22 protein-coding genes and 2 pseudogenes are annotated in these 25,375 nt (G+C 71.5%); 18 read left to right on the forward strand and 6 right to left on the reverse strand.

The genetic code is table 11. The annotated features are described in order from the left end of the window. Positions 1-115: 115 nt before the first annotated feature. Together rfbA and rfbB are read right to left on the reverse strand one after the other, a co-directional pair. The gene (rfbA, locus tag OHT74_RS41150) at positions 116-985 is read right to left on the reverse strand and encodes a glucose-1-phosphate thymidylyltransferase RfbA (RefSeq protein ID WP_328623532.1); all 870 of its coding nucleotides are present in this window, start codon (positions 983-985) and stop codon (positions 116-118) included. Positions 986-1,065: 80 nt separating this feature from the next. Continuing rightward, complete coding sequence (gene rfbB / locus OHT74_RS41155; protein ID WP_328623533.1) at positions 1,066-2,082, reverse strand: dTDP-glucose 4,6-dehydratase; 1,017 nt, start codon at positions 2,080-2,082, stop codon at positions 1,066-1,068. 424 nt (positions 2,083-2,506) lie between these two features. Here rfbB and OHT74_RS41160 point away from each other — a divergent pair, with 424 nt between their 5' ends. The 10 genes and pseudogenes from OHT74_RS41160 (at position 2,507) to OHT74_RS41195 (ending at position 11,475) form a co-directional block, all read left to right on the forward strand. After that, entirely contained in the window at positions 2,507-3,448 is a 942-nt protein-coding gene (locus tag OHT74_RS41160) for a DapH/DapD/GlmU-related protein (RefSeq protein WP_328623534.1), read from the forward strand. 1,217 nt (positions 3,449-4,665) lie between these two features. Next, positions 4,666-5,382, forward strand: a pseudogene (locus OHT74_RS42365) (prenyltransferase/squalene oxidase repeat-containing protein); the annotation flags it as partial. 34 nt (positions 5,383-5,416) lie between these two features. Then, positions 5,417-5,698, forward strand: a pseudogene (locus OHT74_RS42370) (prenyltransferase/squalene oxidase repeat-containing protein); the annotation flags it as partial. Then, a complete protein-coding gene (locus tag OHT74_RS42375) occupies positions 5,647-7,032 on the forward strand; it encodes an MFS transporter (RefSeq protein WP_443047778.1) in 1,386 nt (461 codons plus the stop codon). The pseudogene OHT74_RS42370 and the gene OHT74_RS42375, both read left to right, overlap by 52 nt. Next, positions 7,029-7,955: an NADP-dependent oxidoreductase gene (locus OHT74_RS41170; RefSeq protein ID WP_328623536.1), complete on the forward strand. Its 927-nt coding sequence runs from the start codon at positions 7,029-7,031 to the stop codon at positions 7,953-7,955. Before OHT74_RS42375 ends, OHT74_RS41170 begins: the two co-directional genes overlap by 4 nt. A gap of 189 nt (positions 7,956-8,144) precedes the next feature. Then, on the forward strand, positions 8,145-8,492 hold the full coding sequence (locus OHT74_RS41175; protein ID WP_328623537.1) for an ArsR/SmtB family transcription factor: 348 nt from the start codon (positions 8,145-8,147) through the stop codon (positions 8,490-8,492). A gap of 90 nt (positions 8,493-8,582) precedes the next feature. Then, a complete protein-coding gene (locus OHT74_RS41180; protein WP_328623538.1) occupies positions 8,583-9,428 on the forward strand; it encodes an aldo/keto reductase in 846 nt (281 codons plus the stop codon). Positions 9,429-9,517: 89 nt separating this feature from the next. Then, positions 9,518-10,021 (forward strand): hypothetical protein, encoded by a 504-nt coding sequence (locus OHT74_RS41185; protein WP_328623539.1) that lies wholly within the window; start codon positions 9,518-9,520, stop codon positions 10,019-10,021. Next, positions 10,018-10,509, forward strand: a complete 492-nt coding sequence (locus tag OHT74_RS41190) for a hypothetical protein (protein ID WP_328623540.1) — start codon at positions 10,018-10,020, stop codon at positions 10,507-10,509. The genes OHT74_RS41185 and OHT74_RS41190 overlap by 4 nt, the downstream gene beginning before the upstream one ends. 6 nt (positions 10,510-10,515) lie before the next feature. Further along, a complete protein-coding gene (locus OHT74_RS41195) occupies positions 10,516-11,475 on the forward strand; it encodes an MAB_1171c family putative transporter (protein ID WP_328623541.1) in 960 nt (319 codons plus the stop codon). Between the two features lie 107 nt (positions 11,476-11,582). Here OHT74_RS41195 and OHT74_RS41200 read toward each other — a convergent pair whose 3' ends face one another. Then, on the reverse strand, positions 11,583-11,750 hold the full coding sequence (locus tag OHT74_RS41200) for a hypothetical protein (protein WP_328623542.1): 168 nt from the start codon (positions 11,748-11,750) through the stop codon (positions 11,583-11,585). A gap of 95 nt (positions 11,751-11,845) precedes the next feature. Beyond that, positions 11,846-12,412: a SixA phosphatase family protein gene (locus OHT74_RS41205; protein ID WP_328623543.1), complete on the reverse strand. Its 567-nt coding sequence runs from the start codon at positions 12,410-12,412 to the stop codon at positions 11,846-11,848. A gap of 251 nt (positions 12,413-12,663) precedes the next feature. Between OHT74_RS41205 and OHT74_RS41210 the strand changes: the two genes are divergently transcribed. Then, positions 12,664-13,530, forward strand: coding sequence for an AraC family transcriptional regulator (locus tag OHT74_RS41210; protein WP_328623544.1), 867 nt, complete (start codon positions 12,664-12,666; stop codon positions 13,528-13,530). A 161-nt stretch (positions 13,531-13,691) separates the two neighbouring features. On the opposite strand, the gene OHT74_RS41215 is transcribed toward OHT74_RS41210, so the two are convergent. Then, on the reverse strand, positions 13,692-14,978 hold the full coding sequence (locus tag OHT74_RS41215; RefSeq protein ID WP_328623545.1) for a hypothetical protein: 1,287 nt from the start codon (positions 14,976-14,978) through the stop codon (positions 13,692-13,694). A 177-nt stretch (positions 14,979-15,155) separates the two neighbouring features. Here OHT74_RS41215 and OHT74_RS41220 point away from each other — a divergent pair, with 177 nt between their 5' ends. From OHT74_RS41220 to OHT74_RS41240, 5 genes are all read left to right on the forward strand, one after another. Further along, a complete protein-coding gene (locus tag OHT74_RS41220) occupies positions 15,156-15,506 on the forward strand; it encodes a hypothetical protein (protein WP_266674410.1) in 351 nt (116 codons plus the stop codon). Then, complete coding sequence (locus OHT74_RS41225; RefSeq protein WP_328623546.1) at positions 15,506-15,943, forward strand: hypothetical protein; 438 nt, start codon at positions 15,506-15,508, stop codon at positions 15,941-15,943. The genes OHT74_RS41220 and OHT74_RS41225 overlap by 1 nt, the downstream gene beginning before the upstream one ends. A 167-nt stretch (positions 15,944-16,110) precedes the next feature. Beyond that, positions 16,111-16,554, forward strand: a complete 444-nt coding sequence (locus OHT74_RS41230; protein WP_328623547.1) for a hypothetical protein — start codon at positions 16,111-16,113, stop codon at positions 16,552-16,554. A gap of 303 nt (positions 16,555-16,857) precedes the next feature. Beyond that, positions 16,858-17,223: a hypothetical protein gene (locus OHT74_RS41235; protein ID WP_266674404.1), complete on the forward strand. Its 366-nt coding sequence runs from the start codon at positions 16,858-16,860 to the stop codon at positions 17,221-17,223. Then, positions 17,220-17,906, forward strand: coding sequence for a nucleotidyl transferase AbiEii/AbiGii toxin family protein (locus tag OHT74_RS41240; protein ID WP_328623548.1), 687 nt, complete (start codon positions 17,220-17,222; stop codon positions 17,904-17,906). Before OHT74_RS41235 ends, OHT74_RS41240 begins: the two co-directional genes overlap by 4 nt. A gap of 230 nt (positions 17,907-18,136) precedes the next feature. Here OHT74_RS41240 and OHT74_RS41245 read toward each other — a convergent pair whose 3' ends face one another. After that, the gene (locus OHT74_RS41245; protein ID WP_328623549.1) at positions 18,137-19,621 is read right to left on the reverse strand and encodes an esterase/lipase family protein; all 1,485 of its coding nucleotides are present in this window, start codon (positions 19,619-19,621) and stop codon (positions 18,137-18,139) included. Positions 19,622-19,641: 20 nt separating this feature from the next. On the opposite strand from OHT74_RS41245, the gene OHT74_RS41250 reads away from it, so the two are divergent. Together OHT74_RS41250 and OHT74_RS41255 are read left to right on the forward strand one after the other, a co-directional pair. Then, positions 19,642-24,249, forward strand: coding sequence for a WD40 repeat domain-containing protein (locus OHT74_RS41250; protein WP_328623550.1), 4,608 nt, complete (start codon positions 19,642-19,644; stop codon positions 24,247-24,249). Positions 24,250-24,538: 289 nt separating this feature from the next. Next, on the forward strand, positions 24,539-25,234 hold the full coding sequence (locus OHT74_RS41255; protein WP_328623551.1) for an RES domain-containing protein: 696 nt from the start codon (positions 24,539-24,541) through the stop codon (positions 25,232-25,234). Positions 25,235-25,375 lie beyond the last annotated feature (141 nt).

Raw genomic sequence — 25,375 nt, forward strand, 5'->3', positions numbered from 1 at the left:
CCGGGTGGGAAGAACCCGGCAGGTCGCGACGGACTTGGCGGCAGGGCCGCGGTCTGACTGCGGGACGGGGGCGCGAGGGAGTGAACGGGCGATCGGGGGATCTGGGCCGGGCGGCTCAGGCGCTCGCCAGCTCCATCACGTACTGTCCGTAGCCGGATGAGGGGGAGAGCTCTTTGCCGAGCAGGGCCAACTGCTCGCGGTCGATGTAGCCCATCCGGTAGGCGACCTCCTCCAGGCAGGAGATCCGGATGCCCTGGCGCTTCTCCAGCACCTGTACGAACATCGCTGCCTCCAAGAGGCTGTCGTGGGTGCCGGTGTCGAACCAGGCCGAGCCGCGTCCCAGATTGACCAGGCGTGCCCGGCCCTCGCGGACGTAGGTGAGGTTGAGGTCGGTGATTTCCAGCTCGCCGCGGTCGGAGGGGGTGAGCTCGGCGGCCCGGCGCACCGCGTCGCCGTCGTACATGTACAGGCCGGTGACAGCGAGGTTGGAGGCGGGCGCGGCGGGCTTCTCTTCCAGGGTGACGATGTTCCCCGCCTTGTCGACGGTGGCCACCCCGTACCGTTCCGGGTCGCTGACCGGGTAGCCGAAGAGGGTGCAGCCGTCGAGGCGTTCGGCCTCGGCGCGGAGCATGTCGGGCAGCCGGTGCCCGTAGAAGATGTTGTCTCCGAGGATGAGGCAGATGTCCTGCCCGTCGGCGAACCGGCCGCCGAGGGTGAGAGCTTCGGCGATGCCGCCCGCTTCCTGCTGCACGGTGTAGCTGAGCGAGACGCCGAGGCGTTCCCCGTCACCGAGGAGCGCCCGGTAGGTGTCGAGGTGCTGGGGGGTCGAGATGACCAGGATCTCGGTGATGCCGGCCTGCATGAGCACGGACAGCGGGTAGTAGATCATCGGCTTGTCGTAGACCGGCAGCAACTGCTTGGAGTGCACGCTGGTGAGTGGGCGCAGGCGGGTGCCGGAGCCGCCGGCAAGGATGATGCCGCGCATGGTTCCCCCTTTGGGGCGCTTGGCACAGGGCGCCGGTTCGCTGGGCGCCGGGCCTTGGGTGGGTGAGGTGGGACGGGCCGTCAGTCGGCGTCAGCGGTCGTGCTTGTGTCGCCGGTGCGGACACCTGGGGTGACGGAGAGAAGGGGGCGCCACCAGTCGGTGTGCTCCCGGTACCAGGTGATGGTCTCGGCGAGGCCGTCTTCGAAGGCGACCTCGGGGCGGTAGCCGAGGGCTCGCAGCTTGGAGTCGTCCAGGGCGTAGCGGCGGTCGTGGCCCTTGCGGTCGGCGACCGGGCGGACGGCGGACCAGTCGGCGCCGCAGGCTTCGAGGATCAGTTCGGTGAGGCGGCGGTTGGTCAGTTCCCGGCCGCCGCCGATGTTATAGACCTGTCCGGACTCGCCCTTGGCGAGGACGAGGTCGATGCCCCGGCAGTGGTCGTCGACGTGGAGCCAGTCGCGGACGTTGAGGCCGTCGCCGTACAGCGGCACCGATCCGCCTCGCAGCAGGGTGGTGACAAAGAGCGGGATGACCTTCTCGGGGAACTGGTATGGGCCGTAGTTGTTGCTGCAGCGCGTGATGGAGAGGTTCAGGCCGTGAGTCCGCGTGTAGGCCAAGGCGAGCAGGTCGGCCCCGGCCTTGGCGGCCGCGTAGGGCGAGTTGGGGGCCAGCGGCCACTCCTCGGTCCAGGCCCCCTCGTCGATGGATCCGTAGACCTCGTCCGTGGAGATGTGGACGAACCTCGCCAGGCCGACGGTCCGTGCGGCGTCCAGCAGGTTCTGGGTGCCGAGGACATTGGTACGGACGAACTCGGCCGGGTCCTGGATGGAACGGTCGACGTGGGTCTCGGCGGCGAAGTTGACCACCGCGTCCACGTCGGCAAGCAGCTGCGGGACGAGGTCCGGGTCGGCGATGTCGCCCTCGACGAACCGCAGCCCGGGATGGTCCGCCACCGGGGCGAGGTTGGCGAGGTTGCCCGCGTACGTCAGCTTGTCGAGCACGGTCACGCGGTCGACTGCGAGGTCCGACCGGCCGTCGAGAAGCCTTCTCACATAATTTCCGCCGATGAAACCAGCACCACCGGTCACTAATATGTGCATGAAATGTATCCGCCCTTCGACGGTGTCACTCGATATTCCGCGGCGCATAGCGCCGTCTACAGAAATACGGAAAGAAGAGGGAGCGGAACCATATCGCCTATCCGACGCTCCCCGTTGCCCCCGCGCCCTCCGGGCCTGGACGCAGCCGCGGCCCGGAGGCGATGTCCAATGATCGTAGAACGTCGAACATGCCTGCGCAACACTATACTAGCCAAGGTCGAGGTCAGCGGGGCGCGCCGACAGCCGCACGAAGGGCAATGGCTTCGTCAAGTTCGCACTTGGGAAGCAGAAGCGGAATTCAGCATTCCCCCAAGAAGTGTCGACGTAAAACAGTTTCGATACCGGATGAACCACGCGGGAAAGGTGAGCAGAAACTTCGACAGCAGGTTGCGGAGCTGACCGCAGAACACTAGTTTCCGGCTACATGGAACATTTCCCGGCGCCGTCGGCGCTCATAGAGGGCGACACCGAGGTGGCGCCCGACACGACCATCGGGCCTGGCACCTGGATCCGGTTCGGCACCTCGATACGCGGGTCCGCCCTCGCGGGCGGGGTCTTCGTCGGCTTCCGCTGTCGACTGGACGGGGTCCGTGTGGCGAGCGGCTGCCAGATCGCCTCACTGGCCCGGATCGGACGTCTGGGCGCCGCCCCCGTCACGATCGGGGCCGGCGCCTGGATCGGCGCGCGAGCCGTGGTGGAACCCGGGGTCCGCATCGGCCCTGGCGCCGTCGTCGCTGCCGGGGCGCACGTCCTCGCGGACGTCCCTTCCGATGTGATCGTCGTGGGCCGTCCGGCGCGCGTGCTGCGTCGGCGCGAGGTGGAGGAGGACGAGGCGCCCGACTTCACTGCCATCATCGACCGGGTCCGGGCCCGCGGCGACGCCGGGCGGGCGCTTCCGCCCGCCCACTGGACCTCAGTCGGGGACGGCTTCCTCGACGCCGCCCTCTCCGGTGGCCCAGATGTGCGCCTGGGCGCAGGGGTGATCGCCATGGGCCGCCCCGACGGGCCATCGCCGCGCGGGGGCATACGCGTCGGCGCGCGCGTCCGGATCGGCGCGGGGTCGATCCTCGAGGGGTCCGGCGGCATCGACATCGAGCCGGGGGCGGACCTGGGTGACGGCGCCCTGGTCGTCTCCAGCGGCCATGACCTGAGCCGTCGCTCCCTGCCCTGGCGGGGCGGGCCGGTCCGGATCGGCGCGGGGGTTGCGATCGGCGCGGGGGCGACGATCGTCGGCCCCTGCCGACTCGGCGACAAGGCGGTCGTCGCCCCCGACTCCGTCGTCGTCGGCGACGTCTCCGCCGGCCACTTCACCACCGGCGTGGTCTTCTGCGCCGACCAACCACGCCAAGCCCTGTCGCGCTCCTGACATCGTCGCTCGCCTCAACTCCCCTTCCCTCCCGTGCTGTCGCGCCGGATCTTCTGCTACGCTCCCCTTACTTCGATTTTCTACGAACAACGAACTTCGGGAGCGGGCGCCCGACCCACGCGCTCCGGATCCAAAGGAACCCGATGACCAGTCCTCCTTCCCTCCGCACCTTCGTCCGGGAACACTTCCTTGACGAAGAGGCCCGCGTCCCGGCCGTCCTCGGCCGCGACTCCACCGACGTGATCACCCCCGACCGCACCCTGCGGGACGCCGCACTGGCCCTCCTGACCCTCCCCGGCCCGGACGACACCAACCTCGCGCGCCGACTCCTCGGCGCCCTGCAGCAGTTCGACGACCCGGACCTGCCGGGCTTCCGCGAGCTGCTCGACGTCACCGGCGCACCCCACCCGATCGGCGATGTCCGCACCCCCTCCGTGCAGGCGCTCGCCGCCTGGGCCCTGCACCGGGCCGGGACGCTGACCGGCGACGACACTCTGCTCACCGAGGCAGAGAGCCGGCTGGACCGCGTCGTCGAGGCAGTCCTCGGACACGACTGGCCAGCTCGGCTCGACCGCTCCGCGACCATGGTCCTGGACGAGGCGGGCCCGCTGGAGGAGACCACCGTACTGATCCTGGCAGCCGACGCCCTGACCCCGAGGACCGGTTCGGCCTTCCTCGACGCGGCAGCCGACCGGCTGGACCGCTACGCCCACGGTGACGCCGTCTGGGACTGCCTGACCCCCCGAGGGGTGCCGGACACACTCCGCGGCCACCGCACCGGATCGGCCGCCCTGGCAGCCCTGGCCTGGGCGGCGCTCCACCGCCGCGGTCGCGCCGGCGCCGCGGACCGAGCCCGCCGGGCCTTGGTCCACGTCCACGGCCACCACCAGCACGTCGGCACCGGCGGCTACTGGGACCGCAGCTCCGCCGACTCCGTGGTGCGCGTCGACGCGGTGGCCGCCCTGCACGGCCGCCCCGACTCGCCGTTCCCCGCGAAGTTCGTCGCCGACCACGCCCTTCTCGCCCTGGCGGCGCGGACCGTAGCCGCGCTCGACGACCCGGACGCGCAGAGCGGACCGGTCCTGAAGGCCCTCGCACAGGAGGCCGAAGCCGAGCTGGAACGGAACACCGACCCTGTGGCAGGCGGTGTCTTCCACGGCCAGGGCAGCTGGTTCTCCACCCCTGTAGACCCGACGGTCCCCCTCGCCCGACATGTCATGGTGCCCCCGCGCACCACCGGCTCGTTCGCCGTCGGCAACACCACGTACGTCCCCTTCCACGGCAAGCACGCCCGCACCCAGCTGCTGGCCCTGGCCGCCCTGGGCGACCGGGTGGTCGCCCCCCGCACCGCGCCGGAGCTCATCGAGCGTCCGGAACCGGACCCGTTCGACAACGACCTGGGACACGTCACCACCGGACGGCTGTCAGAGGGGCTCATCGAAATCGGGCGCTACCTGCGCTGGCTGCGCTCCACCGCCTCCGGCCTGGGCTACGGCCTCACCCCATACCGGTCCCCGCTGGGCCTGCGCTCCGACCGCACCGCACAGACCTTCTCGGTGCTGCACGTCGTCTCCGACCTGCTGGCCCTGGACGAGCCGGTGCCGAACACACCTGGTGTTCTCACCGGTGTCTTCGCCACGCAGAACCCGGACGGCGGCTTCGGCGAACAACCCGCTCTGCCATCCGAGACGTTCACCACCTACTGCGCGGTGCTGACGGCCGTCGTGCTGGGGGGCGCGGACCACCCCGACTTCGACCGGGACGCCTGCGTGGCCTTTCTCCGGTCCTGCCAGCGCCCGGAAGGCGGGTTCGGCAACGCGCCCGGCTTCCCCTGCGACGCCTGGCACTCCCACCTCGCCACCCTGACCCTCGTCGCCCTGGGCGTCCGCCCCGAGCGGGAAGACGACCTGGTGGCCTACCTGCTCGCGTGCCGCAACCCGGACGGCTGGCTACGGCAACCGGCCCGGCTCCCCGTCCGACACCTTCGCGACCTTCCGCGTGATCGGCGCCCTGATCGCCCTCGGCCTGCACCCGCCGCACTCCGACGAGACCGTCCTCTGGCTGCGCGGCCTGCAGACCGAGGCTGGAGGCTTCCGCTACCGGACGGACGGCGCGGAGAGCTTCGTCGGCTCGTACCACGCCATCGGCGGGCTCTACATGATGGGCGCGCTGCCAGCCGACACCGAGGCCTGCGTCCAGTGGATCACCGTCCGCCAGAGTGCCGACGGAGGGTTCTCACGCGCGCCCGGCGCCCCCTCGGAGACCACCGACGAGGGATTCATCGCGATACAGGCACTGCACATGCTCGAAGGGAAACTCAACCGCTCCTGGGCGGTGATGATGACATGACCACCACCTCACGCGCCTCCTCCACCACCGGCGCGACGCCGGTGCCGGCTCCGGCCGTCCGCTCGTCGCGGATGGTCGCCTTCCTCGCGTTCGCCACGATGTTCGTCATCGGGACGGACACCTTCCTCGTCGCCCCCCTGCTGCCGACCCTGACCCACGCCTTCGACGTCTCCCCCGACGTCTCCGGCTGGATGGTCAGCGCCTACGCCCTGGGCTACGCCCTCTTCGCCCTGATCGCCGGGCCGATCTCGGACGGGCGGGACCGGCGCCGGGTGCTGCTGACCGGGTTGACCGGATTCATCGTCATGACCGCACTGTGCGGATTCGCGCAGGGGTTCTGGACGATGATCCTCTTCCGGTTCCTCGCCGGTGTGAGCGCCGCGTTCGTCTCCCCGCAGATCTGGGCGTCCATCCCGGTGCTTGTGAAGCCCCAGGAGATCGTCCGGACCATGGGCTTCGCCACCGCGGGGCTGTCCATCGCCCAGTTCGCGGGCATCCCGCTCGGCAGCTGGCTTGCCGCAGGCTCCTGGCACCTGCCCTTCTGGGCCATCGGCGGCCTCTCGGTGGCGCTGTGGCTGCTGCTCGCCCGCCTCTTCCCGTCCGTCCCGGGCCGGCCCGGCGCAGGCAGCGGGGCAAGGGCCATCCTCAGCGCGTACAAGACGGTACTGGGCACCGGCCGGCTGCGCTGGTACCTGCTGGGCTACCTCGTCTTCCAGACCGGCAACTTCGAGGCGATCTCCTTCCTCGGTTCCTGGTTCACCAAGGACTTCGGGCTGAACGTCGCCTCCGTCGGCACCGCGATGATGGCGGTGGGTGCAGGCAACGTGATCGGCTCCCTGTTCGGCAGCCGCCTGGTCGCACGCCTGGGCCTGTACCGGTCTCTGCTGACCGGCGTGCTGACCATGGGCGCCCTGTACTGCCTGGTTCCGCTCTCCCCGAACCTGGCGGTGGCGCTGACGCTGCTGGCACTGGTGATGATGGTTGGCGGGTGCGTCTTCCCGGTCTTCATGAGCATCCTGCAGTCGCAGACCGAAACCGCCCGGGGCACCGTCTCCTCGCTCTCCAACTCCGCGATGTACGTGGGCACCACCGTCGGTGGCGCCGTCGGAGGGCTGCTCCTCGGCAACGTCACAGGGTTCTGGGGAGTGGCCGGGTTCACCGTCGCCGCCTACCTGGTCTCGCTCTTCGTGTACGCGGCGGCCAGCGCCTTCCGCAAGCAGGAGGCGAGCGCGTGAGCACCGCCCTCCTCTTCGACCAGTACGGGGAACCCGGGGTCTTGTACCCGGCCGAGGTGCCCGATCCTGTGGCCGGGCCCGGTCAGGTGGTCGTCCGGTACACCGCGATCGGGGTCAACCCGATCGACTGGAAGATCCTCTCCGGCGCGGTCCGTGAGCACGTCCCGATGGACCTGCCCGGCGGCTGCCTCGGTGTCGAGGCGGCGGGCGAGGTCGTGGAGGTCGGCGCTGGGGTGCGCCGCTTCCGGGTCGGCGATCACGTCATCCGGCACGGCCGACCCGGCGCGTTCCGGGAGTACGAAGCCGTGGCGGCCTCCCAGGAGGCTGACGAACTCACCCTCCGCCCGGACCGGTTCCCCGACGAACAGGCCGCCGTCCTGCCGGTGGCCGTCGGTACCGCCTACTCGGCCCTGCGCCGGGTGGGGCTGCAGCCCGGGGAACGGCTGCTGGTGCACGGCGCGTCCGGCGGCGTGGGCCTGGCCGTGGTGCAGCTTGCCCTGCTGCTGGGCGTGGGCGAGGTGGTCGGCACGGCCTCTCCCGCCCGCCACGGCCTGGTCCGCGCCTCGGGGGCGACCCCGGTCGTGTACGGGGAGGGGCTGTCGGAACGCCTCACGGAACTCGGACCGTTCCATGCCTCGGTCGACTGCGCAGGCGGGCCGGAGCCCACCGAGACGGCAGTCCGGCTCGTCGCGGGCGCTGCTCGCCGTGTGACGATCGTCCCGGACGCGGCGGCCCACGCGCGCGGGGTCCCCCTACTGGAGCATCTCCCGCTGGAGCTGGCGAGCACTCTGGACCTGATCGGCACAGCCCCGTTCGAGCTGCCTGTGGCCGCCCGGTACCCGCTGGAGCAGGCCGGCGGGGCACTTGCGCACTCCCTGCGGGGCGGCGTCGGCGGGAAGATCGTGCTCGTGCCCGGCGGTTGAGCCCGCGGCCCGGCCCCGAGGCCGAGTGCCCGACACCGCGGCACCGGCCGACGGGCCCCGAGGCCCGTCGCCCCTTCCTCCGGCCGACTTCGTTCTTCTATAATCGTAGAACGTTGAATCTGCCAGGCCCGGAGGTGCTCGCCGGGGAGGCGCGCGGCCCCGGTGCCCCCCACACGAAGAAGGTCGCCCATGCGCAGCCCGCTCTACCATCCTGATCGGTGTGAGTTCTCCCTGGACAGAGTGCTGCACGCGCTCAGCGATCCCATCCGTCGGGACATCGCGCGCGTGATGTACGTGGAGGGATCCCGCTCCTGCGGCCAGCTCGTCTACCCGATCGCCAAGTCGACGCTCTCGCACCACCTGAAGGTGCTGCGAGAGTCTGGTGTCATGCACACCGAGGTCCGGGGCACGACCCGGATCATCACCCTGCGGCGCGACGACCTCGAGGCCCGGTTCCCCGGGCTGCTCGACGCCACACAGATCACCAGCCCCGCACCGGACGCGGAACCGGCCGGCGCGGGCGCGGCCTCCGTCTGAGGGGACCTTCCCGGCCCCGCTCACAATCCCCTCGGGCCTCGACATCCGGCGCGTCCCCCTGCGCCGGCCTCTTGCAGCGAAGGGATACCGATGACCTCGACCGTGCCCCGGCGCTTGGCCCGCAAGGCCGGCGTCGACCTTCCGGTCCTCGGACTGGGCACCTGGCGGACGATCGACCGGGTCGGCCCGGACGGACTGGCAGGCCTGCTGGCGGCCGCCCGCGCGGTCGGCGCCCAGCTGGTGGACACAGCCCCGGTCTACTCCGACGCGGAACCCAGACTTGCGGAACTACTCCGTGATGACCCGTCGTTCTTCGTCGCCACGAAGATCTGGGACACCGAACCGGAGGCGGTCGAAGCCGTCTTCGCCCGCCAGCTCGCGGGCTACGCGCGCCCTTCCATCGACCTCCTCCAGGTGCACAACCTCAACGGATGGCAGGCAAACCTGGGCTGGCTGGACCGGCAGAAAGCGGCCGGGCGGGTCCGGTTCACCGGCGTCACCTACCAGTTCGACCACGCCTTCGGCATCGGCGGCACCCGAGCCGACCTCGCTCACATCCTCACCACGGACCTGGTGGACTTCGTCCAGGTCAACATGAACGCGGCGCAGCCCACCCTGGCCGAAGACATCCTCCCGGCCGCCGCCGAGGCCGGCATCGGCGTGGTCGTGATGCGGCCGTTCGGCGAAGGCGCGCTGCTGGCAACGCCGCCGCCTGCGGCCTTCCTGCGCGAACTGGGCTGCACGAGCTGGTCCGAAGCCCTGCTGCGCTGGGTGCTCGCGCACCCCCAAGTCACCACCGTCCTGACGGCGACCTCCCGGCCAGAGCACTTCCTTGCCAACGCGGCGGCCGTCCGCTCGGGTCCGCTGGGCCCGGCGGAGGCGTCAGCCGTGGCCGACCACGCCCGGTCGGTCCTGGGAGCGAGGGCCGGGCGATGAGCACGAACCGACGAACGGACGGCAGTCGCCCTGGCCCCACCCGGCAAGGTCCCGCCAGGGCGACGCGCCATGGCGAACGGAGCGACCCCTTGAGCCTGCACGGCGGCGGTGAGAGCCTCACCGGTCGGATCAACCACCTCTTCTCGGTAGCCGGATTTCTCGACCATCGAGGCCGGTGGCAGACCTTCGGCACCGGCGAGGTCGCCGACCTGATCAGCCGCTCCGAGGACCGCTACGGGGTCCGGCTCTCCCGCAGCTACCTGGGGATGCTCCGGTCCGGGCGCTACAACAACCCCTCGATCGCCGTGGTGATCGCGCTCGTCCGGTTCTTCAACGACCATCTCGCCGAGGGCCAGCCAGAGATCAGCGTCGACTGGCTCACGTCCGGCGCCACCGGCACTGCCCCCGGGCACGGCGCCGCCCCCGGCGCACCGTCCACCCACTTCACGGCCGACGGACCCGACACGGCCGACGGGCTCGGCGCGCTCGCGGACCGGCAGGTGCAGCACATCGCCCTACGCGCCGGCCGCATGACGCCCGAGCTGAGGAACCGGCTCATCGCGATCCTCGACACCATGGAGCAGACCCCGTGACCACTGGCCGGCTGCGCACCATGCGCGACTGCCGCAGGTACGTCCGCTCCCTGCGGCTCGATCCGTATACCTCCGCCCACGAGCTGTGCGACCAGATCGGCTCGGTGCGAGGCAGGCCCATCCGGGTGATCGAGGCGCGCCTGCCGGTCCCGGGCCCGATGGGGGTCTGGGTCTGCCGGACCGACGACGACGTTGTGATCGTCCAGGACCTTGCCGTCGGGGCCCACCGCGACCACATCGTGCTGCACGAACTCGCCCACATACTGTGCGAGCACGAGGGCGAGCGGTACCGGCACGACGAGCCGGCGCTGTCCGCGCTCGACCACGCCCCCGACGGGGGCGCGGTGGTCCGGTTCCGCTCGGTCCACGACTCGGCGGCGGAGCGCGAGGCGGAACTGCTGGCCGCCGCTTTCGCCGAGTCCGCGATCGACGACCGGGCCGAGGCAGGAGTGGCCTGGGATGTACAGCGGTACTTCGGCGGGACCTGAGCCGCCGTGATCACCCGTCTCCAGTCCCTCCTGTCCGCGTTCCTGTGCCTGGCGCTGCTCGCCAAGATGGTGGCACTGCGGGTCGGCTCCCGGCCGACCCCGCAGGCCCCGATGCTGCTGACCGCGTTGGGCAGCTTCACCGTCGCCGCGCTCGTAGGCATCCCCGCGGTCCGCGCGCGGATCCCGTTCACGACCCTGCCCGGGGTCGCCTCCATCATCATGGACACCGGTGTGTCGGTGAGCCTGGCCCTGCTGACGACCTACTTGTGGACGCCCCTGGAGCGCGCCGGCTCGGTTCCCTGGTGGCGAGGGCAGCTCTTCCTGACCGCGTGGGCGGTGAGCGGGCTGCTCGCCGCTCTGATGGCATCGACTCCGGCGGCCCTGCGCACCAATCCGCTGCAGAACCAGTACACCGGGGACTGGCGGATCGTCGGCGTCTACGTGATCGGGAACCTGTTCTTCCTGATGTGCTCCGGGGCCTCGGCGATCGCCTGCGCCCGGATCGTCCGAATGGTGCGCGGCCACATCGCCGTCGGGGTTGCGGTGGGGGCCGTCGGTATGGCGGCCTACGCGATCACTTGCGTGAACCGGCTGTTCCTGGTCGCCGGTCAGCCGCTGCTGGAAGGCGGCTGGTTCACCTGGTACAGCGTGCTGAACTTCGTCTTTACCGAGGCCGCGGTCCTGGCCAGTGTGCTCGGTCTGCATTTCACCGCCGTCTGGCGGGTCGCGGTGGGCTGTCGGCGGCGGTTCGACGACCTCCGGGCCTTCCTCCTCCTAGGGCCGGCGTGGCGGCGACTGACCGCGCTCCACCCGGACGTGGTGCTGCCCTGGGAACCCGGGCCCCGAGGCCTGCGGGACCGGCTGGACCTCTCGTACCGCAGATACCGACGGGAGATCGAGTGCCAGGACGCCCTGCTGCTGACCGGGCCGGCCTCGACCGAGTCCGGTATGAAGACCGCGAGGTAGACCACCAGCCGATGCGTCGACGAACGACGCCCACCCACCTGCCCAGTGTCAGCCGGCACCCGCACCCCACCAGATCAGGGATTGGAAACAGGAACCGGCAGAGCCACTCAAGAAGAGGCCTGGTGGCAGGTCCACGCCTGGCCCTGGTCGTCGACGTCGAGTGACCTCAGAGCAATGCGGGGCGGGAAGGTCCGCAGCAGACCGAGGTCCAGGGCCGGCTCCTCGCCGTCGACGGGGCCTCCAGGAACGACGCCGTGGAGGGTGTACGCCTCCACGCCCCGGTAGAGCGCCCACTCGCGGGGCTCGGCCCTACCTGCAAGAACCTGCCGAGGAGCCCCGGCCCGCCCTCCAGGACACCCCGGCCCTCCCGCTACCCGCGAGGGACGGCCAGGTCCGTGAGCAGTGCGCTCCCCGGCTCGAGGTCCGACCAGGCGCCCTGCCGGCTCAGTACGGCCACGGCCGAGGTCGGGAACTTGGTGCGGACGCGCTCCAAGGCGTCCCCCACGGCCGCCCCTGCGACCAGCAGCACCAGATCCTCCAGGCCCGGATTGTGCCCGACCAGCAGCAAGGTGCCCACCTCGGGAGAGACTTCACGGACGACGTCGAGGAGGTCCCGCGCGTCCGCCCCGTACAGGCGCGGGTCGTGCCGGACAGGCGGCGTGCGGTCCAGCTCCGCCGCGGCCAGGTCCCAGGTCTCCCGGGCGCGGCGTGCCGGGGAGCACAGCACGAGATCCGGCACGTCGAAGGAGCGGGCGAGCAGTCGGCCGGCCGCGGGCGCGTCGCGCAGCCCGCGGGGCCCGAGCGGGCGGTCGTGGTCGGGAACCCCGTCCGGCCAGGCGCTCTTGGCGTGTCGCAGGAGCACGAGTCGGCGCGCCGTGCCTTCCGCGGCCGCGTTCCGTACGTCCTGAACCTCGGGGGCTTGGTCGCGATGCCTCATGGTTCGAGCGTAGAGCCCCGGGCCATGGATCAGGCCGTTCGGCGTCGTCGTACGCGCAGGCTGCCCGTTTGCGTACGCGCGCCTCCCGGGCGACTTGGGAGCGAGCGCCTGAGTCGGCGGAGCCGGGCTGCGGAGCCGGGCTGCGGAGCCGGGCTGCCGCGCGTACCCGACTTGACCGGGCACAGGATGTCGGGTCCGGCAGGGGGCCTGATGCCTAGCGTGGTGATCGCGAAAGAGGAAGGGGACCGGGAGTGCTGGAGCGTCTCAACCAGAGCCTGGAGTACATCGAGCGCCGCCTCGACCAGCAGGTCGATGCGGCCGAGCTGGCGCGCATCGCGGCCACATCGGAGTATCACCTGCGCCGGATGTTCTCCGCGCTCGCAGGCATGCCGCTGTCGGAGTACATACGGCGCCGTCGGCTCACTGTCGCGGGTGCCGAGGTTCTCGCAGGGCGTGAGCCTCTGTTGGGGATCGCGGTGCGCTACGGCTACGGCTCGGGCGAGGCGTTCGCCCGGGCGTTCCGGGTCATGCACGGGGTCGGCCCCGGTGAGGCCCGGCGTATCGGCGCCGCGCTCGTCTCCCAGCCCCGGTTGACCTTCCGCCTCACCGTCGAAGGGAGCAGCAGCATGCGCTATCGCGTAGTGGACAGGCCGGACTTCAGCGTCGTCGGCCTCAAGGCCCGGGTGCCATTGGTGCACGCGGGGCCGAACCAGGCGATCATCGACTTCGTCCGCGGGATCGACCGGCAGATCCTGGGGCGCCTGGAGAAGCTGTCGGACCAGGAGCCGCAGGGCATCGTCGCCGTCTGCGACGACCTGGACCCGAGCCGCGCCGAAGGCACCGAGCTCGACTACTACCAAGGGGTGATCACGTCGGCGGCTGCCCCCGACGGCACCACGGTTCTCCCCGTCCCGGCCGGCGTCTGGGCGGTCTTCACCACGTCCGGGCCGGCGCCACAGGCCATCCAGGAGCTGTGGCGGGACGTGTTCACGCAGTGGTTTCCGTCCAACCCGTACCGCAGCCGCCCCGGCCCCGAGATCCTGCACACCCGCCTGTCCTCGGACGGGATCGAAGCCGATGCCGAGCTGTGGCTTCCGGTGGAGCGGGAACAGAGCTGAACAAGGTGCCTGACCGGTGAGCGCTTCAGTCGGCCGAAGAGGCCGGCTGAAGCGGCGCCATCGAGAGAGGTGGGACGGGGCGCTCGGTCGCCGTTGACGGTCACCTTGGGATACCGCGACGATCACCAGCTGTCAGCCCCCACGACCCCACGCCTACAAGATCAGTGGTTGGCTTCCCCCAGGTAGCTCAGGGCTTGGCGGAAGTCGTCGAGGGCAGGCCTGAACTCGCCGGTGGCGGCGTGGAAGGTCGATCGATCGATCAAGATCCTGGCCAGTGTCCGCGTTCCGTCTGCCGGATCGCGCTGAGACAGCCGACGGGCCAGACCCACTCCGTCGTCGAACAGGGAGCGCACTCGCTCCGCGAACAGATGGGTGCGGTTCTCCCAGTAAACGGCGGAGCGGACGGTGAGGACCCGGTGCAGGCGGACCAGTTCGGCCAGATGCCAGTCCGGATCCTCCGTGGCTCGCGGAGCAAGAGCGTCCACCTCTTCACGTAGGGCATGACGGCTGTCGAAGCAGCGCCGCTTGGCATCGGGCGACCATTGCATGGGCGCCGCCCCCGAAGGCGGACGCGGTCCATCGGGCGCAGGCCGATCACTTTCGGCGCCGGAGAAGGACAGCAGCACTGCCCAGAACGACGCCTGATAGCCGCTCCAGGACTTCCGCTCACCGTTATCGGCCAACTCCGTCAGCAAGGCGAGTGCCTCTTGCCGCACGAGGACCGCCTGCTCGCCTCGGCCGTGAGTGTCGAGCATCTGCGCGTACCCGATGAGCGAGTAGAGATGGCAGGCCATCGAGCCGCGGTCATTCGCGGCTTCGGCCGCTTCCATCCTGACGAGCATCTCGAACGCGGCGAGTGCTTCGCCGGACCTGCCGGCGTCATGGAGAGCGGCGATCCATCCCAGGAGTGACCAGGCGAGACCGCCATTGCCGGGCCCATCGGGCAGGATCGCTGCGACCAACTCGGTCATGGCATCGGCAGCCTCGGCATACCGGCCTTCCTCGGAAAGACCGGCAGCCCACTCATGCAGCCCTTTGACCACGGGGTCGCCGGACAGTTCGGCCTGTGCACGGCCAATGGCGAGCATCTCGGCCCGCATGGCGAGTCCTTCGGCGCGTCGACCCAGGCTGTACAGCTCCCTCTGGCACGTGTTGAGAGCCTCGTACAGAACATCCGCACGGGCAGGTTCGGCCGGATCGATGGACCGCGCCGCGGCCACCGCCTCCTCGCGCAGCGCGAGACAGGCCGCATGCTTTTTGCCGGAGCCAGTGTCGTAGCTCAGACGCTGCAGCGCCCTGGCCAAGAGGGGCAGGTACGAGGCGGGGCTGACCTGAGCGAGCACCCGGTAGGCGTCGACTTCCTCGCACGGCGTGCGGCGTCCCGACGCGAGCAGCACATTCCGCGCTCGAACGATGTCGTCCTGATCGACTTTCCCCGAGTGATTCATAACGGAGATTCTGGGCGCCCCGGAGAGGGCCGAACAAGGCTGGTCGCCTGTGCCGTTCCTCCTACGAAAACACCCTCTGACCTGTCATGATGGGTGTGACATCACTTCCCCGGGGTGGAACGCGCCGGTGGTGCTCATCGGTGCCTCAGGTGCCGGGATGTCCACCCTGGCCAGCACGTGGCCCGCAACTCAGGCCTCTCACCTGACGCCCTGCGCGCCGCGGTCAGCGACGAGTGGGGCTTGCACGGTTTCCTGGTGAGCAATGGCGGTATCGAGGTCACGAAAGCGGAAGCACTCCCTGGCGACGTCATCTTCTACGAGCAGGTGGCTTCCGACCCGGCCGAGCCCCAGGGCGAGATCTACCACGCTGCCGTGGTCACTTCGGTGACCCCTGACGGCGACGTCAAATTGAGCCAGCACACCAGCTCGTTCCAGAACGTCAGTCTGGACAGCCGGGAACACATCGCCGCCAAGAACCACGGTGAGCAGCGCATCCACATCGTCCGACCGCACCCGAATTGGTACTGATGGAAACCTCCCCCTCCCCCGCCGCCGTCCACGACACCGGGCGGGCGCGCCGCGTCTCGCCCGGCATGCTGTGTGCGGCACTGCTCGTCCCGGTCGTGGCCGCGCTCGGTGTCGTCACCTCCTGGTACGTCCAGGTCATCCACGGAGACTGGGTCGACAGGCAGCAGGAAGCATGCCGGCTCATGGCCCGCCCCCTGGGCGAGTACGTCGCCGCATGGGCAGGGCCGGCCCTCGGTGTGACGGCCGTGCTCCTGTGCGTGCTGCTCGCCAGGCGGATCCGTCGGCGCTACAGCCTCCGGATCTGGGAGACGTGGCCGGGGCTCGTGGCCTACATCGTGGTGTGGATCAACGTGCTGGCGATCTTCCTGGAACTGTTCACGCTGTGGGCCACGTTCACCCCCGACGGATCGGGGTCGGTCCTGGGCGACTGCGAGTAGGAGCCACGGCGAACCGGCGGCGGCACCTTGGCACCGGCAGGGCGTCCGGGTGGCTCCGCCGAGTGTCCTCCGCCTGCTCGCGGCGGCCTGCTCGCATCCACCTGCACGACGGCTGCCGCCACGCCGCGACCGACAAGGCATTGTCCGACCTCAACTGATGGGTACCGATGGTTGCGCCGTCCTTCCCCGACACGCTCGGCGTCACCACCGCCGCACGGAAGCGTGCCGTCACGCTCGGCACGGTGACGGCGGCACTGATGGTGCCGCTGATGATCGTGGCGGGTGTGGCGGCTTCCCTGCACACGCAGGAGATCCAGCACGAGTGGGCTGACCGGCAGCGGGAAGCCTGTCGGCACTTGCCCTTCCCGATGGCGGAGTACGTCCCCGGATGGGCCGGTGCGGTCCTCGGCGTGGCAGCGGTGGCGGTGTGCGTGCTGCTCGCGCGACGGCTGCGCGGCCGGTACGGCCTCCGGCTCGGGGAGACCTGGCCGGGTCTGCTCGCCGGCACCACCATGTGGTTCAGTGTTCTGGCGATTCCGATGGAGCTGATCCAGTTGTACGTCGTGTACTCGGCCGCCGCGTCGGGGATCAACCTCGGCGACGGGTGTTAGCCGCGCGGCCACGGGATCAGCGTCGGCGGGTCCGGGCCAGGGCCGCGCCCGACCGGCCTGACGACGGCGCTCACATACGATGGCGGGCGCCGGGGTCCCGCTCGGCTACGTGCCGGGCGACTGCGTGGACGCGAGGGCGGGCGCACCGTTCCAGCGAGCGGACGGGGACACGGCGGAAGCGCGCTGCCAGACCTGGGGCCTCTCCCCCGCTTTCCCGGACCCACGGGAACCCCTGCGGCAGGTTCGAGCGGTGTGTCGCGTCTGCGGTACCGGAGACGGGCGGGACGCGGGATAATCAGGTCCATGGTCAGGCCCTCCTCCAGCAGCACGGCGCCCTCCGCGGCCGAGGTGCTCCACGCCCGGTACGCAAGCCGACTGCCCGCCTCCCTGGAAAAGCTCGCAGGTCCGCGGCACGGCGTGGTCGAGCTGCCGCTGCACGTGGCCTGGTCCGGACTGCGCGCCTACGACCTGGACCGTCCGCGCCTGCGCATGGGCCTCTACCGCACTGTCCTGGCCGAGGGCCAGCACGAGGACCTCGTTACCCTGCTGAACCGCGACCTCCTCCTGGAGCAGTGGCCCATCCTGCGCACCCTGGTCAGCAGGCACATCTGCCGGGTCTGGGAGGAAGCGTTCCCCGAGCTCGCCACCGCGAGGTCCGCCGCCGCGTGAAGCTGAGCGACCTGCACCGCCGGCTCCTCGCCGCGGTGATCGACATCGGCGCGCCGTACCCCCTCGTGCTCACCGGCGGGTACGCCGTCCAGGCCCACGGCCTCGTCGAGCGCCTGAGCCAGGACCTCGACGTCGCCACGGAGAACCCCGCCCCCATGGCGGAGATCGTCACCAGCCTTGAGCAGGGCCTGGCCGAGCGGGGCTGGCAGGTCCGCGTGATCGCCGTCGACGCACTCTCGGCCCGCCTGATGGCCATCGACCCGGACACCGGCGGGGAGTGCGAGGTCGACGTTCTCAAGGAGCACTTCTGGACGCCGCCGGCCCAAACCGAGTACGGGCCGGTCCTCGCCTTCGACTCCGTGATCGGCACCAAGGTCCGCGCCTTGGCCGACCGCGGCGCCGTACGCGACCTCATCGACGTCCATGCCGCCTCACGACACCGCACCACCCACGAGCTCGAACGCCTCGGCGAGCGCCACGGCCGCGACGAGTTCCGCCTCGACGACCTCCGCGACCGCCTCGCCGGAGCCGACTGGGCCGACGACGCCGAGTTCGCCGCGTACGGTCTGACGGAAGCCGAGACGACCGAGCTGCGGGCCTGGGCCCTGGACTGGGCCGGTGACTTGGACGAGCGTCTGCACGAGCACCCCGAGGACTCGGACTACGACGAAGACGAGGCTTGAGACCCCGTTCGAGATCTCGATCGAGGCGACCCGGCTGGGCGCTCCGGGCAGAATCCCGTAGAGGCGCCGGTGGCGGTTCCGTTGAGGGTCATCCCCCGCGTGCGCGGGGAGCAGGCTTGGAGTTCGCGCATCGTCTCTTCCCGCTCGGCGAGCTGGATCACGGTGGGACTTGCCCTCGGAGGAGCTGGGATTCGGCTCCTCCGGGCATCTGCCGTTCGGGCGAGCCGGGGTCAGTCCTCCGCCTCCGCCAAGGGCTCGTCCGGGTCGGTGGCCATGGTCAGCTGGGTGATGTCGCAGCCGTCCGGGGTGCGGACGTCGATGCGGTACAGGCCCGGGGCCGGGGCGGTTGCCGTTGCGGTGGCCACGCCGTCCTCCCAGGTCAGGGTGAGTGGGGTCGGGCGGGTGGGGTTCTCGAGGTCCGTGAGGCGGCAGGTCAGGCCCGAGAGGGTGTCGACGTCGCTGAGGTGGAGCTTCCAGGGCAGGCCCGCCGGGACCAGGTCGGGGGCGCTCAGGCCGCAGCCGGCCTCGCCCTGGGGCGGGCCGGGGTTGATGTCGTCGCGGACGATCTCGGTGACGGCCTCGAGGGCGGTCTGCGCCTTGGCGACGTCGCCGTGCTGGAGCGGCAGGTGGGTGATGATGTCGGTGAGGACCGCCGACTCCTTGTAGACGGTGCCGTCGCCGTGCACCTGGAAGTACCGGACGCGGTCGTGCCGGTCGAGGATGAAGGTCCCGTCGGAGTTCTGCCGCGCGCCGTCGAGGTGGGCCTCGACCTTGCCGTCGGTGATCGTCAGGTTCTGCCAGGTGGGCTGGTTGACGCCGACGACGGAGCGGTGGCCGGGCAGGGTGATGCCCTTCTGGCCGTGGTGGAAGCGGGCCGCGTTGCGCGCCAGTTCCGCGTCGCCGCCGATGGCCGCGACGTCGCTCGGCGTGAGGTGGCGTACGTCGTCCCCCGCGCGCAGGCTCCGGTACTGCGGCAGCAGGTCGTGCAGGCCCGGCATCGTGGCGCAGACGGCCCGGAGTTTGCGGTGCGGCAGCGGTACGGGGGTGCCCCGGCCGGTGGCGAGGATGACGGCCGCCTTGACCGAGCCCTGGAAGGGCGTGCCGAGGGTGATGACGCCCCGGGTGTCGGCCTGGAGGTCGCTGTCGTAGCCGGGGTCGAGGGCCGCGCGGGTGATGAGCCCGCCCATGGAGTGGGCGACGAAGACGAGCCGTCCCTCCCGCTGGTCGGCGCGGTGCCGGCGGGCCTCGGCGTGGGCGGGGTGGCGGCGCCAGTCGGTCAGGTGGAGGCGCGCGGCGTCGGCCAGGAGACGGCCGTTGGCGGCGACGGGCAGGCGCCAGTCGTAGGCGAACTCCAGGATCGCGGCGTCGTCGGCGACGCTGGTGCGGATCGTGTCGACCAGGTCGGTGTACGGCTCGCTGCCGGCGAGGTACGGGGTCCAGGCCGAGTGCTTGAGGAGGCCGGTCGCCTCGATGCGGCCGTTCTTGCCTGCCAGCTCGTCCTCGGTCATGGCCAGGGACTTCAGACCGGAGGGCGTGGTCCAGGCCTTCAGCAGCCAGGAGACTCCGCCGATGCCCCACACGTCCTTGCCGGTGGTCGTGTCGTGCAGGGTGCTGCCCATGATCCCCGGTACGACGACCACCGCGTCCTGGGTGACGTAGTCGGGTAAGTCGTCCGTGCGGTCCTGGTGCCGACGCTGGTGCGGGTGCTCGTTCATGGCAGTGAAGAATAGGGACCGTGGACGGGCAGCGGGGCGAGATCGGCTTAGCCGATGCGGTGGAGGAGGCTGCGCTGCCGGTGGTGGTGGGGCCGCCGCCTGCCGGCACCCTGTACGTCCTGCCGATGGAGGACGGGACCGAGGCACTGCGGCAGGCCCTCGGCGCGCAGCTGGAGGCGGTGGCGCTGTGGTGGGAACGGCCGCCTCCGGCCGGGCCCGGATTCGTGAAGGTGGCGCCCGCGCAGCCGGTGACCAGCCGTCATGACGTGGAGTGCTTCCTGGAGACTTCGGGGATCCGGGAGGCGGAGCCGGACGTCCCCGTGGTGCTGTACGTGTCGGGCCACGGCCTCACCTCGGGCGCGGCCAAGCACTTCGCGGTCCTGCGGGAGACCGATGCCCAGCGGCTCCTGGCGACGGGTCTGCGTACGACGGAGATCGTGATCGCCGCGCTCGACTCGCACGCCCGGGACGTCCTGGTGATCGTGAACATGTGCGAGTCCGCCGACGTGGGAGGGGAGCTGCTGGAACTCTTACGCAGCCTGGACACCGCGCGCACCACGCGCGCCACGCTGAACGTCCTGACCACCGCGGCGCCCAAGACGCAGGTGATGGGTGGGGAGTTCGCGCTCGTCCTGCGCCGGGCCCACGAGTGGCTGCGTACGGCCGGCGGGGTCACCCGCCCGTACCTGACGATGGACGAGTTCAGCCGGGCCCTCTATCAGGCGGCGCAGGCGGTCGGTGCGGAGCTCGGCCGGAGCCTGTCCCTCGACTGCCGCCCGCTGACGGGCGGCAAGCTGCACGTGCCGACCGCCGCACTGCCGAACCCGGGCTACCGGCCGGAGCGGGCCGCGGTGGAGGAGAGCCGGCAGGAGGTGGCGGCGACCCTGGAGGACCTGGGCTACTGGCTGGAGAAGGCCAGTGGCCGCACCGGCGCCGACGACACCGGCTGGTACTTCTCGGGCCGCAAGCGGCTGAACACCTCGGTGGTCTCCTTCCTGAAGGGCGCGCCGGGGGTCCTCGTCGTCACGGGCATCACCGCGAGCGGGAAATCGGCGATCCTGGGCCGCGCGGTGACCTTGAGCGACGCGACGTTCAGGACGTCGGCCCTGTTCGCGGCCGCCGTCGGCCACTGCCCGCAGGACACCGTGCCGGACGAGGGTGCGGTGACCATCGCGGTCACCGCGCACAACCGGGAGCCACTGGGGCTGTTGACGGTCATCGCGAAGAAGCTGGGGGCCGTGGCCGACCCCTCGGGCAGGGACCAGCTGAGCCGCTGGCAGTTGGGGCTGCGGAGGTTCCTCGGCTCGCCCGGCCCCATGGTGACGGTCGTCGTCGACGCCCTGGACGAGGCGACCAACCCGGCGGCGGTGGTGCACCAGGTCCTGGTGCCGCTGACCGGACACCTGTCCGGCGCCGCGCCGTCGTCGCCCGTACGGCGTGGGGTACGGCTGGTCGTCGCCGTCCGCAGCAGCGATGGCGCCGACCGCCTCGCCCCGGACGGCGGCGGCGGCGGCCAGGAACTGCTGGGCCGGCTGCGGGAGGCGTTCCCCGGGGCGGCCGTGCTGCGTACCGACGACGAGGACATGGGCAAGGACGTCGAAGGGTACGTACGGGCCCTCCTGGACGGGGAGGCCAACTGGGCGGGACACGGCCTGACCGAGGTCGCGCGGACGGTGGCCGAGGCGGTGGGGCGGTCCTTCCTCGACGCCCGCGTGGCGGCGCACCAGCTGCGCACCGAGGGGCCCCGGCTGGCGGCCGACGCCAGCTGGCTCGCGCGGCTGGGCGAGGGCACGACGGGACTGCTGAAGGACGATCTGGCGAGGTCGGCGGAGGACGGCCTGGGGGCGGACGAGGCGCTGGCGCTGCTGCGGGCGACGGCGTTCGCGCAGGGGCGCGGCATCGCCTGGGGGGAGGTGTGGCCCGCTGTCGCGTCCGCCGTCCACGGGGAGGCCCTCCAGAATGCCGATGCCAAGATCCGGGTGCTGCTGGAAGGCCGGCTGGCTGGGTATCTCACCCGTGACGTGGAAGAGGACCAGCGGGTGTACCGGCCGGCGCACGAGCGGCTGGCCGCTGTCCTGCGCGCCTGGCCTGCGGGCGGCGCGGCATCTCGTGGGGGGATGGGAATGACGGATGGCCAGGATGAGCCTGCGGAGCAGCCCGATGAGACCGGCGGCGCTGATGAGGCCTGCGGCGCTGATGAGGTGACGGGGACCGGCGCGACGGGGGACGCGTACGAGGACACGCACAGGGACGACCATGCCGCCGTGCACGCCCGCATCGCACGGGCGCTCGCCGATCTGGCCGCGCCGCACACCGGCGGCCGCGCGGCCGGCACCGCCCCGCACCCGTACGTACGGCGCTACCTCGCGCGCCACGCCCGCCTGGGCGGGGTCCTGAACGACGCGCACGTGCCGGCCGACGTGCTGCCGTGGCTGACCGGCAGCCCGATCCGCGGGCTGCTGGGCCCGGGCCGGGGGCGGGAAGGCCGGCTCTGGCTGGAGGCGTGGGCCGCCGTCGAGCCGTACCTGCACCGGGCGGACCGGGAGGACCACCCCTCGCGCCTGGCCAGCCTGCACCTCGCGTACACGGCGCTGCGCCATCCCGGCCTGCCGCGCCCGCGCACCCCCGAAGAGGCGGCGGGGCCGCTGGCGGTGCTGTGGTCCCGGTGGACGCCGCCCGTGAACGTCCTGGCCACCCTCGACGCCACCGTGCGTTCCCTGACGGCGCTGCCGGCACCCGACGGGCGCCCCGCCCTCGCGGCGGGCGACGACGACGGCGGCATCGAACTGATCGACGCGGTCGAGGGAACGGCGGTCCGCGAACGGATCGGCGCGCACGAGGGATCCGTACGCCACCTGCTCCTCGCGCCGCGCCCCGCGCAGTCGCCGCTGCTGGTGTCCGGCAGTACGGACGGCACCGTCCGCCTCTGGGACCCCGCGACCGGCCGCCTCGTCGACCAGGTCCACCGGCCCGGCGGGATGTGGATCGCCGACGTGTGCGCGTACCGCGACAGCGGGCACGAGCTCGCGGTGCTCTGCGTCAACGGGGACGGCGTGGTGGTGTGGTGGAACGAGCGGATGGGCCCGCTGAACCTGCTGACCCTGCCGGGCGACACTCCGCGTACGACGACCACCGCACTGGCGGCGGTGGAGGGGGAGACGCCCGGCCGGCCGTTGCTGGCGATCGCCGACGGCGCGTTCCTGGCGTTCCGGGACACGGCGGCCGAGGTGGAGGTGGCACGGTTCGATGTCCCGGCCGACGTACGCGTACTCGCTGCGACCACGCGGCCGGGGACGGTCGCGGCCGGCCACGCGGGCGGGAGCGTCACCGTCTGGGGCGTCGGCGGACCGCTCGCCACCCTCACCGGCGCCGGCGGGCCGGTGAGCAGCCTGGCCGCCCTCACCCTGGGCGAACGGCACCTCCTCGCGGCCGGGACAGGCAGCAGCATCGCCGTATGGGACGTCTCCCGATGGGACACCGCCATGAAGGAGCCTCCGGCGCTGCTCAGCGGGCACACCGCCGCCGTGACCGCGCTCAGCCCCGTCGCCTCACCGGATTCCGGGATCCTCGCGTCGGCCTCCACCGACGGCACGCTGCGCCTGTGGAACCGGGAGGTCCTGGAGCGCGCACTGGCCACTGCCCGTACGCCGGCCGAGCCTGCGGCGACGGGCGGGGCGCTGCTGCTGCCGGAGCCGGGGGACCTGTGCGGCCCGTCCTGGTTCGCGCTCAGCGGCGGCCACCCGCACATCGACGTGCGGGACATCGGTGCGGGGATCGGCGCGGGGGACGAGGTCGCCCGGATAGACACCGGCCGGCCGGTGTCCGCGATGGCCTGGGCGCGCCGGCGGGAGGGGCGCGTACTGGCGTCGGCCGGATGCGAGGACCACGGGATCCGGCTGTGGGACGCGGGTACCCGGCAGGCGCTGCCGGACGTCCTGGAGGGGCACTTCCTCCCCGTCCGCGCCCTGGCCGGCTGCGCCACGGCGGACGGCCGGCATCTGCTGCTGAGCGGCGGGGACGACGAGACGGTCCGGCTGTGGGATCTGGACCGCCTGGCCCCGCTGCGGGAGTGGACGGGGCACGGCCTGCGGGTCCTGGCGGTGGCGGCCGCCTCGTGCGAGGGGGGCGGGGACTGGTTCGCCTCCGCCAGCTCCGACGGCACCGTACGGCTGTGGGACGCGGAACGCGGTGGTGCGCTGGGCGGACCCCTGCGCTGCGACCAGGGGCTCCTGCACGCCGTCGCCATCAACCCCGGCCCGCTGGGCGGCCTTCCGCCGCATCTGGCCAGCGGCGGCGACACCGGCACGGTGCGGCTGTGGGACCTGCGCGAGCGCCGCCCCCTGGGCGAGCCGCTGACCGGCCACACCGCGGCCGTGCACGCCCTGGCCCTGTGGAACGCGGAGGGCCACGGCAGCTTCGTCGCCTCCGGCGCGGCCGACGGGACCATCCGCGTCTGGGACGCCGCCACCGGGCAGTGCCGGCTGCTGCTCGCGGTGGGGAGCCCCGTACGCAGCCTCGCCGCGCACCCGTCGGCGGCCGGCGGGCGCTTCGTGCTCTCCTTCGCCGGGGACGCCGGAGCCGCCGCGGTGGAGATCGACCTCGCCGAATGCCGGGCGGGCGGAGCCTGATCACCCGCATGCGCCCCCTGCGTTCCTTCGTGCGCCCCCGATGACCACCGCAACCCGGTCGCGTTGGTCGTACCAGAGCATGAAAATGATCGTTCGGCATGTGCCACGGATCAATACGCCGTCGGGCGCGCGCCATCCGCTCATGAGCGCCCCTCATGTGCATCACACCGTCACGAGACCGGCTCTCCCGGCGGCCGGACCGCCCCGCCGGCCCGGCCGCCCTGCGCGAGCCACGAGCATCACCGGCCCGCGCCTCGCGGAGGGCGGCCGGAGCAAGGAGAGCGGCCGCATGAGCCGGGACACCGCACAGCCGGACGTCGTACTCGTCCCCGCGCCCGACCACGGCGTCTGGCGCCTGGGGAAGGCCAACAACCCGGTCACGTACGAGAGGATCAGCCAGGAGGACGCGTCCCGGACGGGCGGAAACCGCTGGAGTCTGGTCAGCTACGACACCCTCTACTGCGCATCCCAGCACGACGGGTGCTTCGCGGAGGCCTTAGCACCCTTCCGTGTGGACCCCAGGATGCGGGAGGTCATCGGGGACGAATGGATGAAGCCGTCCTACATGACCCCCGGCAAGATCCCCCGTGACTGGACCACGCGCCACATCCTGGTCCGCCTGCAGCCTCCCAAGGAGGTCCGCTTCCTCGACGTGGACGACGAGCGGACCCTGGAGACGCTCTCCCGCGAACTCAAGGGCGAGCTGGCGGAACAGGGCGTGGACAGGCTCACCACGGAGCACATCCAGGGCTTCAACCGCCGGATCACCCGGCTGATCTCGGCGTGGGCCATCACCCAGCGCACCGGCCCCTCGAGGCAGGAGCGCCTCGTCCACGGCATCGCCTACCGCTCCCGCTTCGGGATGCGGAAGTGCTGGGCCGTCTTCAACGACGTGGAGCTCAAGCAGGAGGAGACCAGCCTGATCTTCCCCGAGTCGGAGGCGCTGCGGCGGGTGGCCGAGGAGTACGACCTGACGATGCTGTGACCGGAGTCCCCCCACCCACCCCCCTCAATCCCCTCGCGTTGCCCACCTGAAAAGGTGACTGAAACCAACCTGAAAGCCGCCACATCGCTGTCGTCCAAAAGAGCGAAACAACCCGTTCTCTGCCGCCCCCACGCCGCCGGC

Source organism: Streptomyces sp. NBC_00354 (assembly GCF_036106915.1).
Classification (GTDB): Bacteria; Actinomycetota; Actinomycetes; order Streptomycetales; family Streptomycetaceae; genus Streptomyces.